The organism is Halanaerobacter jeridensis (genome assembly GCF_016908315.1).
Taxonomy (GTDB): Bacteria; Bacillota; Halanaerobiia; order Halobacteroidales; family Halobacteroidaceae; genus Halanaerobacter; species Halanaerobacter jeridensis.
In genome coordinates this window covers 19,997-38,574 of record NZ_JAFBDQ010000022.1, presented here as the reverse complement: position 1 = coordinate 38,574, position 18,578 = coordinate 19,997, and the positions used below count along the sequence as shown (strand labels likewise).

Annotated in this window: 16 protein-coding genes; all 16 read right to left on the bottom strand. The window is 33.7% G+C overall.

What is annotated here, in order from left to right; all coding sequences use genetic code 11:
• Window positions 1-462 precede the first annotated feature (462 nt).
• Entirely contained in the window at window positions 463-1,803 is a 1,341-nt protein-coding gene (locus tag JOC47_RS14260) for an ammonium transporter (RefSeq protein ID WP_204703006.1), read from the bottom strand.
• 121 nt (window positions 1,804-1,924) lie between these two features.
• The gene (locus JOC47_RS14255; RefSeq protein ID WP_204703005.1) at window positions 1,925-2,110 is read right to left on the bottom strand and encodes a hypothetical protein; all 186 of its coding nucleotides are present in this window, start codon (window positions 2,108-2,110) and stop codon (window positions 1,925-1,927) included.
• Between the two features lie 266 nt (window positions 2,111-2,376).
• Window positions 2,377-3,708 (bottom strand): type I glutamate--ammonia ligase, encoded by a 1,332-nt coding sequence (gene glnA, locus JOC47_RS14250; protein ID WP_204703004.1) that lies wholly within the window; start codon window positions 3,706-3,708, stop codon window positions 2,377-2,379.
• 234 nt (window positions 3,709-3,942) lie between these two features.
• Window positions 3,943-5,244 carry a type I glutamate--ammonia ligase gene (gene glnA / locus JOC47_RS14245; protein ID WP_204703003.1) on the bottom strand — a complete coding sequence of 434 codons (1,302 nt, stop codon included), beginning with the start codon at window positions 5,242-5,244 and terminating at the stop codon, window positions 3,943-3,945.
• Between the two features lie 68 nt (window positions 5,245-5,312).
• Entirely contained in the window at window positions 5,313-5,651 is a 339-nt protein-coding gene (locus JOC47_RS14240; RefSeq protein ID WP_204703009.1) for a P-II family nitrogen regulator, read from the bottom strand.
• Between the two features lie 410 nt (window positions 5,652-6,061).
• Window positions 6,062-7,396: an ammonium transporter gene (locus JOC47_RS14235; RefSeq protein WP_204703002.1), complete on the bottom strand. Its 1,335-nt coding sequence runs from the start codon at window positions 7,394-7,396 to the stop codon at window positions 6,062-6,064.
• Between the two features lie 194 nt (window positions 7,397-7,590).
• Window positions 7,591-8,313 (bottom strand): NAD+ synthase, encoded by a 723-nt coding sequence (locus JOC47_RS14230; RefSeq protein ID WP_204703001.1) that lies wholly within the window; start codon window positions 8,311-8,313, stop codon window positions 7,591-7,593.
• Between the two features lie 264 nt (window positions 8,314-8,577).
• A complete protein-coding gene (asnB, locus tag JOC47_RS14225) occupies window positions 8,578-10,425 on the bottom strand; it encodes an asparagine synthase (glutamine-hydrolyzing) (protein ID WP_204703000.1) in 1,848 nt (615 codons plus the stop codon).
• Between the two features lie 99 nt (window positions 10,426-10,524).
• Window positions 10,525-11,619: a PRK06851 family protein gene (locus tag JOC47_RS14220; protein ID WP_204702998.1), complete on the bottom strand. Its 1,095-nt coding sequence runs from the start codon at window positions 11,617-11,619 to the stop codon at window positions 10,525-10,527.
• Window positions 11,620-11,746: 127 nt separating this feature from the next.
• Complete coding sequence (locus JOC47_RS14215; RefSeq protein ID WP_204702996.1) at window positions 11,747-12,523, bottom strand: inositol monophosphatase family protein; 777 nt, start codon at window positions 12,521-12,523, stop codon at window positions 11,747-11,749.
• A gap of 72 nt (window positions 12,524-12,595) precedes the next feature.
• A complete protein-coding gene (locus tag JOC47_RS14210; protein ID WP_204702994.1) occupies window positions 12,596-12,868 on the bottom strand; it encodes a late competence development ComFB family protein in 273 nt (90 codons plus the stop codon).
• A gap of 147 nt (window positions 12,869-13,015) precedes the next feature.
• Window positions 13,016-15,217, bottom strand: coding sequence for a 1,4-alpha-glucan branching protein GlgB (gene glgB, locus JOC47_RS14205; RefSeq protein ID WP_204702992.1), 2,202 nt, complete (start codon window positions 15,215-15,217; stop codon window positions 13,016-13,018).
• Between the two features lie 213 nt (window positions 15,218-15,430).
• The gene (locus JOC47_RS14200) at window positions 15,431-15,622 is read right to left on the bottom strand and encodes a hypothetical protein (protein ID WP_204702990.1); all 192 of its coding nucleotides are present in this window, start codon (window positions 15,620-15,622) and stop codon (window positions 15,431-15,433) included.
• Between the two features lie 167 nt (window positions 15,623-15,789).
• Window positions 15,790-17,079 (bottom strand): phosphomethylpyrimidine synthase ThiC, encoded by a 1,290-nt coding sequence (thiC, locus tag JOC47_RS14195; protein WP_204702988.1) that lies wholly within the window; start codon window positions 17,077-17,079, stop codon window positions 15,790-15,792.
• Between the two features lie 87 nt (window positions 17,080-17,166).
• Window positions 17,167-17,934 (bottom strand): hydroxyethylthiazole kinase, encoded by a 768-nt coding sequence (thiM, locus tag JOC47_RS14190; protein ID WP_204702986.1) that lies wholly within the window; start codon window positions 17,932-17,934, stop codon window positions 17,167-17,169.
• Window positions 17,927-18,562: a thiamine phosphate synthase gene (thiE, locus tag JOC47_RS14185; protein WP_204702984.1), complete on the bottom strand. Its 636-nt coding sequence runs from the start codon at window positions 18,560-18,562 to the stop codon at window positions 17,927-17,929. Before thiE ends, thiM begins: the two co-directional genes overlap by 8 nt.
• Window positions 18,563-18,578: the final 16 nt, after the last annotated feature.

Sequence of the window (18,578 nt, the reverse complement as noted above, 5' to 3'; positions counted from 1 at the left end):
TCTTTCATATCTTTTCAAATATTTCATTCTATCACCTCTAGATATAGTATATACTACATCTAGATACGGAATTAAAAAGTATTTTACCTTAATTTTAATAATTTTACATCAATATTTTGCAACTGCTTAAACCTCCTTAAATTTATTAGCTGCAGATAAAGTAATTATCTCCCCCAAAAGATATATTTACCTGCAGCTATTCCCCCCCCTCAGGTCAGTCAATACTTAGTATTTACAACCCTATCTACTCTCTACTCATCTTCTCTTTATCTTTAATAATATCTCTAAATTTTTAATTTTATATCATCATTCATAATCTACAATTGTCATTTGTTCTTATTTGTTATTATACAGACTTGGCAGTGCCAAGTCTCTACATTTTTGCTCTTGTCAATATTTCATTGTTTTTTTTCTCTTTACTCATCACTTGTCACTCATTACTATTTTTCTGCTTTTCTCTATTTAATTGTCACTGTTCTTATTGATTTTAACGCTCTTCCAGTGTAATGGAACAAAATCTGGATAAGATACAGAACCATGTTCTGTTTGGTCTAATCCTTCTACTTCTTCCTCGCGAGTTACTTTCAATCCAATTACTGCATCAATTACTTTAAACAATCCATATGCTGTAGCAAAAGTCCAAATGAAGACACTAATTACACCTTTAGCTTGTGTTAGTAACAGTGCACTGCCTCCTCCATAAAGCAAGCCACCATCTACAGCAAAGAAACCAACTAATAATGTACCAAAAGCTCCACAAACACCGTGAACAGCAACTGCTCCTACTGGATCATCAACATGTAAATGATCAATAAACTCTACTGCATAGACAATCACAATTCCTGATAAGGCTCCAATGATTACTGCTCCAACATTGTTTACTGCTGCAGTTCCTGCAGTAATACCCACTAATCCTGCTAAAGCACCATTTAATGTCATACTCACATCAGCTTTACCATATTTAAACCAACTTGTAATCATTGCTAAAGTGGCACCTGCTGCTGCAGATAAGTTAGTTGTTACTGCTATGGAAGCAATACTTAAATCTGTCCCTGCTACTGTACTTCCAGGGTTAAATCCAAACCAACCAAACCATAAGATAAAAACACCTAAAGCTGCCATTAATAAGTTGTGCCCAGGCATTGCATTAATTGAACCATCTTCATTATACTTTCCAATTCTTGGTCCAAGCACCATTGCTCCAGCTAAAGCTGCCCAACCTCCTACTGAGTGAACAACTGTTGATCCAGCAAAATCAACCATACCTGATAACCATCCGCCGCCCCAAATCCAGTGTCCAACTATAGGATAAATAACTCCAGTAATTACTACACTATAAGCTAAATAGCCACTATACTTCGTTCTTTCAGCCATTGCTCCTGATACAATTGTTGCTGCTGTAGCAGCAAATACTGCTTGGAAAATCCAAAATGCTGATACTGGAATATCTAATCCTAAATTCTCAAAACTACCTGATAAGAAAAATCCTTGAGTTCCCATAAAAGCATTTCCAGCTCCAAACATAATTGCAAATCCAATAGCCCAATAAATTAATGAACCAACTGAAAAGTCCATTAAGTTTTTCATAATAATATTTCCTGCATTTTTAGCTCTAGTAAATCCTGATTCTACCATTGCAAATCCAGCTTGCATAAAAAACACTAAAAAAGCTGCTAATAAAGTCCACATTGTATCAATCGCTATTGCATTACTCTCTGCTGTTGTTTCTGCTGCCCAAACCACTGATGACGATAAACAAAAAATCACAAGTACTAATAATAAAATCCCTACTCTACTTCTCATTTTTAACACACTCCCTTTTTGAATTAAATAATTTGATAATTGACAATCGAGAATTACAATCAACAATTATTTTATTCTAATCATAACTGCCAATTATAAATTCTCCATTATCAATTTGTTTTTAGTGTCTACTATTAAAAGAATTTAAGATACTATCTGTGATAATTGTAGAGGCATTAATCACTTTAGAATTATTAACTTCAAAATGATCATCTACTGGAAAACAATGATTGTTCTTAATAGCAATATCTGTTTTGTAACTGCCTCGGTTAGTAGTTACATTAGCATTTTTTATAATCACACACATAATATTTCGCCCCCTTTCTCAAAGATAAGTAACTCGATTTAGACTAAATTAACGTCTTGATGTAATGTATTTGTTATCTTTGTGTTAATTATACCCTCAAACCTCACATTTGTCAAGAAAATAATCAGCTTTTTTCATATATCTAACAAAAAGCTTACATTTAAATGTTAACCATCAGCACTATTTGGTGTTTTATAATTTAGTAATCAAAAAACAAAAAACCCCAGGGATAACCCCTAGGGCTTTAAAACTATTTATCATATCTATTAATATACACTTAAATACTGATCTAATTCCCAGTCATGAACTTGAGTTCTATAGGTATCCCATTCAACTTCTTTTGCAGTCACAAAGTGTTCTAATACATGTTCTCCTAAAGCATCTTGAATTGTCTCATCTTTTAATAATTCTTGCACTGCTTGATTGATATTTGCTGGTAAGCTTTCAATTCCTAATTCTGCTTTTCTCTCTGCAGTCATTTCATAAATGTTCTCTACTACTTCTGCCGGTGGTTCAATTTCATTTTTGATTCCATCTAATCCCGCTTTCAACATTACTGCAATTGCTAAATAAGGATTAGCTGTTGGATCAGGGTTTCTCATTTCCAATCTTGTTCCTGCACCACTAGCAGCAGGGATTCTAATTAAAGCACTACGGTTAGAAGCAGACCATGCTTGATAAACAGGCGCTTCATAACCTGGTACCAATCGCTTATAAGAGTTAATAGTTGGATTAGTAATCGCCGCTATAGCCTTAGCATGCTTTAGTAATCCACCAATGTAGTATTTAGCAGTTTGACTTAATCCCAATTCTGCTCCTTCTTCATAAAATACATTTTCTCCGTCCTCAAATAATGACTGATGCACGTGCATTCCTGAACCATTCTCGCCAAAAATCGGCTTCGGCATGAATGTAGCATGTAAACCATGCTGGCTAGCAATTGACTTCACTACAAATTTAAAAGTAGCAATGTTATCTGCTGTAGATAATGCATCTTCATATTTGAAATCAATCTCATGCTGCCCTGGAGCTACTTCATGATGGGATGCTTCTACTTCAAATCCCATTTCATCTAAAGCCAAAATAATATCTCTTCTCGCATCTTGACCTAAATCAACAGGTCCTAGATCAAAATAGCCACCATCATCATGAGTAATTGTAGTTGCTTCTCCATCTTCTGTCTGTTCGAATAAGAAGAACTCTGGTTCTGGGCCAACATACATTTCATAACCCATTTCTTCTGCTTCTTCTAATACATTTTGCAACACATTACGCGGTCCGCCTATAAACGGTTCCCCATCTGGCTTATAAACATCACAAATTAATCTAGCTACTGTTCCGCCTGTTTCTGGACGCCAAGGAAATGTAATGAAAGTATCAAAATCAGGCTTTAAATACATATCTGATTCTTGGATTCTTGTAAAACCATCAATTGAAGACCCATCAAACATAATCCCTTCTTCCAAAGCCTCTTCTAGTTGCTCTACTGTAATTGCTACGTTCTTGGTGATTCCTAAAATATCAGTAAACTGCAGCCTAACAAACTTAACATCTAACTCCTCTGCCTTTTGTAACACATCTTCTTTTGTCATACTCATTTTTTTATGCCCCCTTAAATTAATTTGAATAAAAATTTATATTGCTTTAGTTTATTATTTGCATAAAATATTATTCTTATTGATAGCAAATATAATTTATATGTTTTATGTTAGATTATTGTTAACTTAATGTTAATTATAAGCTTTGATTTTATCTTTGTCAAGTTGTTTGCTCTATTTTTTATAAAAGTTACATATAGTTAACAATAAGTCCTTGATTTCTATCAGATAACTTTATATAGGATCAATTATTTTATTTTGCCTAAACATATCTAAATAACGCTTTAATTCCCAATCATGAATCTGAGTTTGGTAAACATCAGATTCAATCTTTTTAGCAGTAATAAATTTATCGCTAATATATTTACCTAAAACAGTTTGGATAACTTCATCCTTTTTTAACTCCTCTAATGCCGTATTTAGATCTTGAGGCAATTGTTTAACCAACGATGTTTCTCTTTCTTTTTTTATCCCATCTAGCCCCGCTTGTAAAATTGACGCAAGGGCCAAATACGGATTAGCAATAGCATCTACATTTCTAAGCTCTATTTTTTTGTTTTCTCCAGCAGTTGTAGTTACCCTCAGCAAAGAATTTCTAGACCCTGATGACCAAGTAGTAGAAACCGGAGCCTCATAACCTGCTACCAATCTTTTATATGAATTAACCGTAGGATTAGTTATTGCTGTAAAGCCTACAGCATGCTCTAACAGTCCATTAATATAACACTTAGCTATTTTACTCAAATTCAAACTTTGGCGTTCATCCCAAAATACATTTTTTCCATTTTTGAATAAAGATTGCTGCAAATGCAGACCTGAACCAGTTTTCCCATAAACCGGCTTGGGCATAAAAGTTGCCTGCAGACCATATTGGTCAGCAACTGACTTTATAACAAATTTAGCAGTAACTATATCATCAGCCGCAGCTAAGACCCCTTGATCTTGCAAAGATATTTCATGTTGCCCAGGCGCCACTTCATGGTGAGTCTCTTTTACTTTAAATCCCATTTGATTTAGAACTAATACAATTTCTTTTCTCACTTCTCTACCTTTAGAAGTAGTTTCTAAATCAAAATAACTATTACTATCATAACTCAAAGTTTCAGCTGCTCTAGCATTCCCATTTTTAAATAAGAAAAACTCTATTTCTGGGCCCACAAACATAGTATACCCTAATTCTTCAAATCTAGATCTAACTTTTTTCAAAGTATTACGCGGTCCTCCAGCAAACGGTTGTTTTTCAGTAGCATAAACATCACAAATCAACCTCGCCACCCTATCTCCCCGTTTTGAACGCCAAGGCAGTACTTTAAAAGTATTATAATCCGGCTTTAAATACATTTTCTTTTCTTTAAGCCTAGCAAAACCATCAATAGCAGAACCATCAAACACTATCCCATCATCTAGATTATTAATTAAATTTTTAGCAGGAAGCGCTAAATTCTTAATTTTGCCTAGGATATCAGTAAATTGAAGCCGAATGAATTTAATATTCAATTTATTAATAATTTTTAATAATTCTTCTTTTTTCATCATTTTTTCTCCCTTCAACTACAACCAAAAAGAAAAGCGCCCCTTATAATAAAGAGCCGCCCATTGACAAATCACACTACGCCTTCTCCTTCTTCACCAGTTCTGATTCTTACTGCTCGATCAATTGAATAAACAAAAATCTTGCCATCTCCAACATTTCCAGTCCTTGAAGTATCAGTGATTATATCTATTAATTCATCTACTTTATCTGACGGAACAACCATTTCTACTTTTAATTTCTCCTTTAACTTTACTTCATATTCCACCCCTCGATAAACCTCTTGTTTACCTTTCTGCTTTCCATAACCAGCAATTTGAGTAATATTCAAGCCACTAATCCCTAATTCCTCAACCTCTACTACTAAATCTTCTAATTTAGACTTTCTAATAATACATTCTACCTTCTTCATCATTAACAACCCCCTAATTTTTTATCAGCTGCAGACAAAATAATGATCGCTCTCAGAGAATATTTGCCTACAGCTAATATTCTTTATAATCAAACTAGGCAATATCTTAGTTCTAAAATTCCATCTATCTCCACTCTTTTTCTACTTTTTATTTTTTTACTCTCTTACTGCTTTTTTCTTCTTCCTCTGTTTTTCTTGTTACTAATCACTGTTTTATATCATCCAACCATTGACTTGGCATTGCCAAGTCACTACATAACCCTGAAACTAAAATCTTATTTATTTTTATCCTTATCACTGGTTACTGATTACTGTTTTTAACTCTTCACTGTTTACTGTTCTTACTGCTTTTTCTGCTTTTCTCTGATTACTCATTACTCATTACTACTTCACTCTTCACTAATCACTAATTACTCATTCTTATTAATTTCTACGCTTTTCCAATGTAAAGGAACAAAATCTGGGTAAGAAACAGAACCGTGTTCTGTTTGGTCTAACCCTTCTAATTCTTCTTCCCGAGTTACTCTTAGTCCAACCACTGCATCAATAGCTTTAAATAATACATAAGCAGTAGTAAAAGTCCAGATGAATGTTGCGAACACACCTTGAGCCTGAGTAATTAATAAATCTACTCCTCCTCCATAGAGCAAACCACCATCTATAGCAAAGAAACCAACCATTAATGTACCAAAAGCTCCACAAACACCGTGAACAGCAACTGCTCCTACTGGATCATCAACATGTAAATGATCAATAAACTCTACTGCATAGACAATCAAAATTCCTGATAAAGCTCCAATTAGCACTGCCCCAACATTGTTTACTGCTGCAGTTCCTGCTGTAATTCCAACCAATCCTGCTAAAGCACCATTTAACGTCATGCTCACATCCGCTTTACCATATTTCCACCAACTTGTAATCATCGCTAAAGTAGCACCTGCTGCTGCAGATAAATTAGTAGTTACTGCAATAGAAGCAATACTCAAATCCGTTCCCGCTACTGTACTACCAGGGTTGAATCCAAACCAACCAAACCATAAAATGAAAACACCCAAAGAAGCCATTAACAAGTTATGCCCCGGCATCGCATTGATCGAACCATCTTCATTATACTTACCAACTCTTGGCCCAAGCACCATCGCTCCAGCTAAAGCCGCCCAACCTCCTACTGAGTGAACAACTGTTGATCCAGCAAAATCAACCATACCTGATAACCAACCGCCGCCCCAAATCCAATGTCCAACTATAGGATAAATAACTCCAGTAATTACTACACTGTAGGCTATATAACCACTATATTTAGTTCTTTCAGCCATTGCTCCTGATACAATTGTCGCTGCTGTAGCAGCAAATACAGCCTGGAAAATCCAATAAGCTGCTAATGGAATATCTAAGCCCAAATGTTCAAACCCTCCTACTAAGAAAAACCCATCAGTTCCGATAAAAGCATTTCCAGCTCCATACATAAAAGCAAAACCACACGCCCAATAAAGTAAAGACCCTAAAGAAAAGTCCATTAAGTTTTTCATAATAATATTTCCTGCATTTTTAGCTCTAGTAAATCCTGATTCTACCATCGCAAATCCAGCCTGCATAAAAAATACTAAAAAAGCCGCCATCAAAGTCCAAATTGTATCAATTGCTACTGCATTACTCTCTGCTGTTGATTCTGCTGCCCAAACCATTGACGAAGACAAACATATCATTAATACTACTAATAATAAAACATTCAATTCCTTTTTCATTATCAATTCACTCCCTTATTGATTAATATTTTACCTAAACGAAACTTAACATTTGATGTAATGTTTGTGTTATATTTGTGTAAATTATATACTTTATTTTTAGCTTTATCAAGTTAATAGTGTTGTTTTTTTATTTTTTCTTACAAAAACCTTACATCAATGTTTAAAAAAATAGCTCTCCATCACACAACTAATTATAAATTGAAGATTTCCGGCATCTTTAATTTATGTTCACTTTTCTTTTGCGCCTCTTCAACTACACTTTTTACTTTTTCTGGCCCTTCACCAGTTAAAATATATTTATCAATCGCTTCATAACTAACCCCCAGCTCTTCTTCATCAGTTTGTCCTGCCCATAATCCAGCAGAAGGTGGTTTAGCGATGATCCTTTCTGGGATATTTAACATTTTTGCTAGCTCTCTTACTTCAGTTTTAAGCAAATCTCCTAAAGGAGCTAAATCAATTCCACCATCTCCGTATTTAGTAAAGTAACCTAAAGTAAGCTCGCTTTTATTATCAGTCCCCACTACTAAATAATTATTCAAATTAGCATAATAATAAAGAGTAGTCATCCGCAACCGTGGTTTGATATTTGCTTCAGCCAACTTATTATCTTCTTTTTTGATTTTGGCTAATAAATGTTCATAAGTGCTAGTTAAATCAACCACTTCATAATCAATATCAAATTTTTCTGCCACTGCAATTGCATCTTCTTTATCTTGAGAGTTACTTTGACAAGGCATAATTAAAGCCAGCATCTGATCTGGAAAAGCGCGTTTAGACAATACCGCCATGACTGAAGAATCAATTCCTCCCGACATGCCCACTACTGCTCCTTTAGACCCTGCATCTGACACTTTATTCTGAATCCAGTTTACTAATCCATCACTAATTTTTGCATAATCACGTTCCAACAATACTAATCCCCTCCTTATTAATTATTTCTTCACTTCTAGTCAAAAGCTAAAATTTGAATTAATAATGTAAGACAGATGTAAATCAGTGAGTAGTATCGAGGAATGGTGATTTTACACCTGCCTTACATTTTGCAACTTCCTAAGTTAACAAGGTATGATAATTGCAGCACCAGCAACAATTAACCCACTTCTTGTTAACTTGTTGTTAATTATAACGCCTTTTTGTTTTTAAGTCAACTTATTTGCTAATATTTTTTGAAAATATTACGCATACCTCACATTGTACTCTTCTAACCAAATATTCACTTGAATTAAATAAGCAAATAACTGGGGTAGTTTCATTAACTGACCAAACCAGGGTACATTAAAGTTTTTGTCTGCATCAGCAATTATTTTAATTTGTTCTTTATCTATAAAGTCTAATAGCGGAGAATTATTATTATTGATAATTTCTAGCAACCAATTTCTAGTTGTTTGTAAATATTGAGGGTTAAAAGTTTTAGGATATGGATTCTTAGGCCGAGTTCTAACCTGTTCTGGCAAAACCCCTGTTAATGCTTCCCGTAAAATCCCTTTCCTCATTCCACCATGATTTTTCATTTCCCACGGAATATTCCACACATATTCTACTAAACGGTGGTCACAAAACGGCACCCTTACCTCTAAACCAGTATACATACTCATTCTATCTTTTCTATCTAGTAACACCGGCATCCATCTGCTTAAAGTTAAATAAGTTATTTCTCTCATCTTTTTATTAGCAGGACTATCACTATCTAATTTCGGCACTTCTGCTAATGCTTCTTGATATCTCTGTTTTAAATAATGCTTGGGCTTAATTATTTCTTTACATTCATCATTTAATAAATTAGCTCTAGTTTCTATATTTCTTGTCCAAGGAAAAACACCCCTCTTTAGAGCATCTTCGCTATGAAACCAAGGATATCCAGCAAAAATCTCATCTGCACACTCACCTGATACAGCCACAGTAAAGTTTTTCTCTATTTCTTTACAAAACAAATATAAAGAAGCATCTATATCAGCCATACCAGGTAAGTCTCTGGCATAAACTCCTTCTTTAAGGGCTTTAAGCAATTGTTGATTATTTAATACTACATTATGATGCTTAGTATCTGAATGATTAGAGATTATATTTATCCATTTATTATCAGTACTAGGTTGAAATTGACTGCTTGCAAAATGTTTTTGGTTATCTTTATAATCTACTGAATAAGTATGAAGCTGTTTACTATACTGTTCTTTTAGTTTTTGACTAGCAACTGCAGTAATCGCACTTGAATCAAGACCTCCCGATAATAAAGTACAAATAGGAACATCTGAAATCAATTGCCTTTGTACTGTATCAACAAATAACTTTCTAACATTATTCACTGTCTCTTCTAGTGACTCTTTGTGTTCTCTACTCTGCAGTTCCCAATATTTTTTAACTTTAATCCCTTGTTTATTGTATATTAAATAATGCCCTGGTTTTAGTTCCTCTATTTCTTTAAAGACTCCATGACCAGGAGTCCTCCCAGGACCCATACTAAATATTTCTGCTATACCTTCTCGATCTATCACTGGAGCAACTTCTGGATGAGTTAATATAGATTTTAATTCTGATGCAAAATATAATCTATTCTTCTTACAGCTATAAAACAAAGGTTTAACTCCTATTCTATCTCGCGCTAAGAAAAGTTGTTCTCGTTTCTGGTCCCACACTGCAAAAGCATAAATACCATTTAAATACTTAACACATTCTCTCTCCCATTCAATATAAGCAGTCAATAATACTTCCGTATCGGAATGACTATCAAATTTATAGCCTAATTTACTTAGTTTTTTTCTCAATTCTGCTGTATTATATAATTCACCATTATAAGATATTATAAATTTATTATTTGCTATCTTCTTAGTCATCGGCTGCTTTCCACCTTCAGGGTCAATAACTATCAACCGTCTATGCACTAATCCTATATTTCCATCTATCCACTGCCCTTGTTCATCTGGGCCACGTCTTTTTAAAGTTTCCTGCATTTGATCTAATATTTTTCTGTTCTCAGACTTAGTTAAATCTTTTCTCCAATCTATCCACCCAGCAATTCCACACATAATTTTACCCCCTTAACAAAATTACTTTATCAACATGTCAATACTCTTAGCTGCTTGTCAGAAAGAAAAAATGTACCCTTACAGGTACACAAATCAGGCTTAAATTCTCTTTTTTATCTCTTCTTTTATTTCTTCACATCTTTGATCTATTTTACTAAAATCCATAGCCTCAATATAATATTCTTCTAATTGGTCATGTAATTTTTTAGCTTGCTGAAGTTCTTTTAAAGCTTGTTTCATCAAGTCATGATAACGAGCTCTATTAATCTCTATCTGTTCCTTTTTTCTTTTAATTTCACTTTGCTTAACACATTCTAACATATCAACTACTTCATCTCCTGTACGATTTGGATTAACAATATGCGGAGGTGTCCCATCTACTAAAGATAATTTCAGTTTGGGAATTACAATCATATCTATACTATCAGGATCAAATGAGCAATGAAAATAATTTACATCTAAACCTCGTTCTAAAGCACTTTGAGCAATTTTTTTAGCTACTGTAGACTTTCCTGTCCCTGGTTTACCCTTAATCACATATCTTTTTTCACAATCAGCAGTAATATTACTAAAATAATCTACTGCACCTTTAGGAGTAAAAGCACTACCAAATAAATGTCTATGATTACCTATTTTTTCTGCTAATTTATGACCAGCAAAAATATTTTTTCGCAAAGTTTCTACTTTCAGATTAGCCTTTTGAAAATCCATACCTTCTAAATAATATTCTTCCCAACGGTCATGTACTAATTTAGCCTCTTCTAAAAAACCATAAGCACTATCAAAACATTTCCAAATTGTTTGATTTAAAGTTACTATTTGATCTTTATGTTGATTAAGAATATCTCTATCCCAATATCTACCCAAATTAACTATTTCATCAACTGCTCCCGGATTTCTTGGATCTACCATGTGCGGAGCAGTTCCATCTAATAAAGCAACTTTTAAATCAGAAATTACTATTCCATCAAGAGAATCATTATCCGAAGAACACCAATGATATTCAATTTGATAACCCTCATTTAAAAATTCTTCAGCAATATTTTTCATAAAAGTTGATTTGCCTGTCCCAGGTCCCCCTTTGATCACAAAAATACGCTCAGCATTATAAGGCAAATATTCATAAAAGGAATAAAAACCTCGGCAAGTATTCCCTCCAGGAAAATAGTTTTTGATTTTATCGCTACTACTCATATTTTAGCCTCCAGTCCATCATTGATATATAATATTTATGTGACTGAAGTTTATTTATAACCCAAAAAATAAAAAAATGGGCTTGCGCCCATTTGAGAATAATTAATAATATCTTAAAACATTAACCTTAAGGAGTTAATTTAATCTCTGCTTTAATTTTATCAACAATATTTTTATTCCCTGCGATCATAAATATATCATCATCAATTTCTTTACTGATTATTTTTCCTCCTGCCTCTTCAACAATTAGTCTTCCAGCAGCTATATCCCAAATACTCAATTTCAATTCCCAATAACCATCAAAAACTCCTCCAGCTACAGTACATAAATCAAAGGCTGCACTACCTGTACGCCTAATCCCTTGTACTTGAGTTACTAAATCACTTAGATTATCAATATTATTATGATCAGAAGTAGCTCGGTCATAAGGAAAACCTGTTGCTATTAAAGCTTCCTCTAAGTTAGTAATTTTGCTTACTGCAATTTTTTCTCCATTCAAAAACGCTCCTTTTCCTTTAATAGCTGAATATAATTGTTCTACACGCGGCGCATATACTACTCCTAAAATAGTTTCTCCTTGGTATTGTAAAGCAACTGAGATACTAAAAACAACAAATCCATTAGCGTAATTTGTAGTTCCATCAATCGGGTCAATAATCCATTTATAATCAGAATCACTATCTTTAACTCCACTTTCCTCTGATAAAATAGCATGCTGAGGGTAATTAGTCTGGATTTTATCAAGTAAAAATTCTTCTGATAATTCATCAACTTCCGTTACTAAGTCAATAGCAGCAGATTTAGTATTAATTTCAAAATCAGAATTTAATTTCTCTAGCTGTATTTCTCCCAATTCTTCTACCCAATTTTTTAGTTTTTCCATTATCTTTTCTGTATCTAACATATATTATTATCACTCCTTAATTTAGGTTACAATAAAATCCAGACCTAATAAGGGTCTGGAAAAGATTTTGCTTTAGCGATCATGATGAGGTCTTTTATTAACTACTTTAGCTGCTTCCAAAATGGTCCGATAAATATCCATTTCAGTCTGGGTACTAGAAATATCTGTGCTTTCTAACACCACTTCTCCTTCATCACTACCAGCATAGCGTGGTCTTAAATTATTAAGGGCTAAAGCTGAGACATCAGCCTTACACTGTTCACAAGCACAAAACTCATCACTTTCTTCTAAAACTTCCGCTACCTCTTCTTCAACTCGCTTTTTTAATAAATTTTTACTGACCATAATTTTCACCTCCACCTCATAAAAATCTATTTATTTAAACTAAAAAATTCTAATCTATTTCCCTATATTCTACAATATTAAAGAATTTCCTTTAACAATTTAGCAAAAAATCAAACAGGTCATTATGACCTGTTTGATTTAAAAATTTTATTTTTCTGCTTTATATTTGAAATAAACCCCACTTAAACTTGGCAGAGTAATTTCAATCGAATGTTTACGTCCATCATGCTCATATTTTTCAGATTTAATTTCCTCTTCATTTACTATGCCACTACCCCAATAATCATCATTATTACTATTTAATATTTCTTCATAGACTCCTGATTTTGGTACCCCAACTCGATAATTATGTCTTTCAACTGGAGTAAAGTTAAAGACACAAACTATAAATTCATCTGCAGCTTCTCCTTTACGTACAAATGATACAATACTATTTTCAGCATCATCAGAAGAAATCCATTCAAAACCATCATAGTTAAAGTCAATTTCCCATAAAGCATTATTTTCTTGATAGATTTCATTTAAATCACTCACAAAGTCTAACATCTTTTGATGAGGTTCATATTCTAAAAGATTCCAATCTAAACTTTCATTAACACTCCATTCTTCCCACTGACCAAATTCTCCCCCCATGAACATAAGATTCTTTCCAGGATGAGCATACATATAAGAATAAAATAATCTTAAGTTGGCAAACTTTTGCCAATAGTCACCAGGCATTTTATCTAGCATAGAGTTCTTCATATGAACTACTTCATCATGCGATAGAACTAACATGAAGTTTTCACTAAAGGCATACACCATAGAGAAAGTTAAATCTCCGTGATGATATTTACGATGAATTGGATCTTTTTGTATATATTCTAAACTATCATTCATCCAGCCCATATTCCATTTCAAAGTAAATCCTAATCCGCCAGCATAAGTTGGAGCAGTTACTCCCCCCCAAGAAGTTGATTCTTCAGCAATAGTTAAAGTTCCTGGGAACTCACTATGAGTAAGTTCATTAAATTCTCTTAAGAAATCAATTGCCTCTAAATTCTCTCTTTCTCCATATTTATTAGGAATCCATTCGCCATCTTCACGCCCATAATCTAAGTATAACATCGAAGCTACAGCATCCACACGCAATCCATCTATGTGAAATTCTTCTAACCAAAAATAAGCGTTGGCAAGTAAAAAGTTTTTAACTTCATTACGTCCATAATTGAAAATATAAGTACCCCAATCTGGATGTTCACCTAATCTTGGATCTAAATGTTCATAAAGAGCAGAACCATCAAATCTTCCTAATCCATGTCCATCCTTAGGAAAATGTCCCGGAACCCAATCTAAAATAACTCCAATATCATGTTGATGAAATTGATCTACTAAGTACATAAAATCTTCAGGTTTTCCAAAACGACTAGTAACTGAATAATAACCAGTAATCTGATACCCCCATGATTCATCTAATGGATGTTCGGCTACCGGCATTAATTCTACATGAGTATAATTATGTTCTTTTACATACTCTACTAATTTATCAGCTAACTCGTGATAAGTTAAGAAACGATCATCTTCTTCTGGTACTCTAGCCCAAGAAGCTAAATTAACTTCATAAACTGATATTGGTTGGTCTAACCATTCAGTATCCTCTCTCTTCTCTAACCATTCATCGTCTTCCCACTCGTACTTATCTTCCAGCGAATAAGTAATCGAAGCATTAGCTGGTCTCATTTCACTATATAATGCATAAGGATCGGATTTGAGTAATAAGTCTCCTTCCTCACTTTTAATTTCAAACCTATAGATTTCTCCTTCAGGAAGATTTGGAATAAATATTTCCCACACTCCTGAACTCCCCCGCACTCTCATTTGATGAGTTCTTCCATCCCAATGATTGAAATTACCTACTACACTAACTCGTTTGGCATTAGGTGCCCATACCGCAAAATGAGTCCCCTTTGTACCTTGATGGGTTATAATACTAGCCCCCATTTTCTTATAAATTTCATAATATTTACCCTGCCCAAAGAAATATAAATCTTCATCAGTTAACACAGGTAAATAAGAATAAGGATCTTTTGCTTGCCACTCATATCCTTCATGATTCCTAAACTTTAATTCATAATCAAATATTTCTTGAGCCTTAATCACTCCTTCAAATAAACCTTCATCAGCAATTTTTTCTAGTTTAATATCTTCATCTAATCTGTCTGCTACAACCCAAATATTTTTAGCTTCAGGATTTAAAACTCTAACCACCACTTCTTCTTCATTAAGTTCATGCATTCCTAAAAATGTAAATGGATCATGCATTTCAGCATTAACCAATCTACTTATCTCTTCATTTGTTAAAATAGTCATAAATTAACTGCCTCCCAAAACATCAGTTTTTAATCTTACTTATAGTACTTCTAGAATAAGAATACAATTCCTCCTTTAGTAAATAAAATTTTCATTATTATTATCTACTAAAATTATTAAGTTCTAATCACAATAATAAATGCAGTTACTCTTTGATAATTTAACCATCAATAAATATATTTATTCATCTAGAAGACAGGTTTTGCATACTATTTATAATTTATTATTGCTATCTTTAAACTTAATCTCTTCTTCAACTAAATCTTTTTTTAAAGACTGGTTTTTCAACTGTGAATATCTTGTATACCATTTATTTTTTATCTTAATTTTATCATCTATTAATTTAAAGTTCCAAATTAATAATAAAAAATTAACCAATAAAGAAAATATCAATAACAACTCCATCTTATCCCCTCCTATAATAAAATTAAACCATGAATTATGAGTTTGGTCGGGGCCAGCTAAACCTACAAATAACTTCCAAAACTCATATTCATGGCTAATAATTGATATTATATATTATGTTAAATACTCTATTATGTTACATTTTATTAATAGGGGCAAGATAATTTCTAGTTTAATAACTCATCTTCTACTATTTTCAAAGCACAAAAGGAACCACACATTGTACAAGCATCTTTATCTGTAATATCATGATTATAATCTTTCCTTAATTGTTTAGCTTCTTGAGAATTAATTGCTAACTCCATTTGCTGCTCCCAATCCAAATTTTTTCTAGCTTGAGCCATCTTTAAATCTCGCTCTTTAGCCCCTGGAATTCCTTTGGCAATATCAGCAGCATGAGCAGCAATTTTAGTTGCAATAACTCCATCTTTAACATCTTCTACTGTAGGCAATCCGACATGTTCAGCTGGCGTCACATAACATAAAAAATCAGCTCCACTACTTGCTGCTAATGTACCACCAATTGCAGCATTGATATGGTCATATCCAACAGCTATATCAGTTACTAATGGTCCTAATACATAGAAAGGAGCATCTTTACATAGTTCCTTTTGAATCTGCATATTAGTTTCAATTTGGTCATATGGTACATGGCCAGGACCTTCCACCATAACCTGTACATCATTTTCTCGTGCTCTATCTACTAATTCACCTAACACAAGTAATTCATGAATTTGAGAACGATCAGTGGCATCAGCTAGAGAACCCGGTCGTAATCCATCTCCTAAACTTAAAGTTACATCATATTGATAAGCAATTTCTAATAAACGGTCATAATATTCATAAAGTGGATTCTCTTCTTCATTATGCAGCATCCATCCTGCTGTAAAAGAACCCCCTCGACTGACAACATCAGTTACCCGTCCTTCATCTTGTAAATGCTTTAATCCTTCTAAAGTTAAACCACAGTGAACAGTAATAAAGTCCACTCCATCTTGAGCCTGCTTTTCAATCACTTCAAAAAAATCATCGACAGTTAAATCTACAATCGCCTGTCCTTGTTTTAATATTTCTACTGTAGCTTGATAGAGAGGTACAGTTCCTAACGGCAGATTAGACGCCTCTAAAATATTTTGTCTTGTTTCAGATATTTTATCTCCAGTTGATAAGTCCATGACTGCATCTGCTCCCGCTTCTACAGCAGCATCTAATTTTTTTAATTCTTTCTCAAGATTTTGATAATCTTCTGATGTCCCAAAGTTAGCATTTACTTTAGTCGATAGTCCTTTACCAAAACCATTGGGGTCTAAATGATGATGATTTTTATTAGCTGGAATTACAATCGTTCCCTCAGCTAGTCCCTGCCGAATAAATTCAACTTTAACTCCTTCTTTTTCTGCTACTCTTTTCATAGTTTCTGTGATTTCTCCTGCTTTAGCCTTAGTTACTTGAGTCATATTTTATCACTCCTGTTTTATTATTAAAGAACTCTTTCTCTCATAGAATTTAATCTATTTCATTTTTTTACTCACATAACTACCACCTTATAGATCAATTAAATCATCATCGTTAACCATACTAATATTATCCTGTAGAGCAATCTTATAACTGGCTGGTCGCTCTGCTTCTTGACTAGCTTTTTCACCAGCAATACCATAAGCAGTCACGGCTGCAATACTAGCTGCTAAATAATCTTTTTCCACACCACAAAAGACTCCTAAAGTACTACTTAGCATACATCCAGTTCCTACTACTTGACCCATCAATGGATGTCCCCGATTAATTCTCTTTACTTCTTGACCATCAGTCACAATATCTTCTGCTCCCGACACTACCACAACAACATCCTGCTGCTGGGCTAAATTCAACGCATCCTGCTCAATTTTACTATATTCTCCGATGGATTCTACTCCACTCATTTCAGCTTTCCCACCAGATAAAACTGTTATTTCTCCTTGATTTCCTTTAATCACTGCTAAATCTAATTCACTCATTAACTCTTTAGCTACATCAGTTCTTATATCTGTAGCTCCTGCTCCTACTGGATCTAGAATAACTGGTATCTCCAATTGATTAGCTTTTTTCCCTGCTCTAATCATAGCTTCTACCTGCTCATCATCTAAAACACCAATATTCAAGACTAAAGCTGCTGCCGATTCTACCATTGCAGCTACCTCTTCTTTAAAATGAGCCATCACAGGTAAACCGCCCCAATAAAGAGTAACATTAGCAGATTCATTCGTAGTTACATAATTAGTAATGTGATGAACTAATGGCTTTTCTTCTTTAATTCTAGCAATTATATTAGTCATTTTTACACCCCATTTTATTTTTTAAATTTTGAACTTCTTTTTTAACATTTTCTGCTCCAGTAATTGCACTGATCATTGCTATAGTATCCGCTCCTGCTTCTTTCACTTTCGCAATGTTTCCAGCATTAATCCCACCAATAGCTACTATTGGAATCTTAACTTCTGGACTAAGCTGTTTTAACCTCTCTAACCCAATGCCTTGTCGCCGCGATTGCACATCTTTAGAAGAAGTGTGATAAATTGCTCCAAAACCAACATAATCAGCACCTTGCTGCTTTGCTTGTTCAACTTCTGCTAAATTAGAAGTAGAATAACCAATTATTTTATCAGGACCTAATATTTCTCTAGCAGCTTTAATAGTTAAATCATCATCACCTAAATGCACTCCATCAGCATCTAAAGCAAGAGCTAAAGCAGGATCATCATTGATAATAAAATCAACTCCCGTATTATCTAATGTTCTTTTGATTTTTTGACCTAATTGATATTTAGCCCGTGTAGTTTTATTCTTTTCTCGTAATTGCACTACATCTACTCCACCTGCTACTGCTTCTTTAACTACATCCATAGTCTTTCTCCCAGCAGATAAATCTTCTTCCGTAACTAAATATAATTCCCAATCTTCCATATTTTCACCCCTTTAA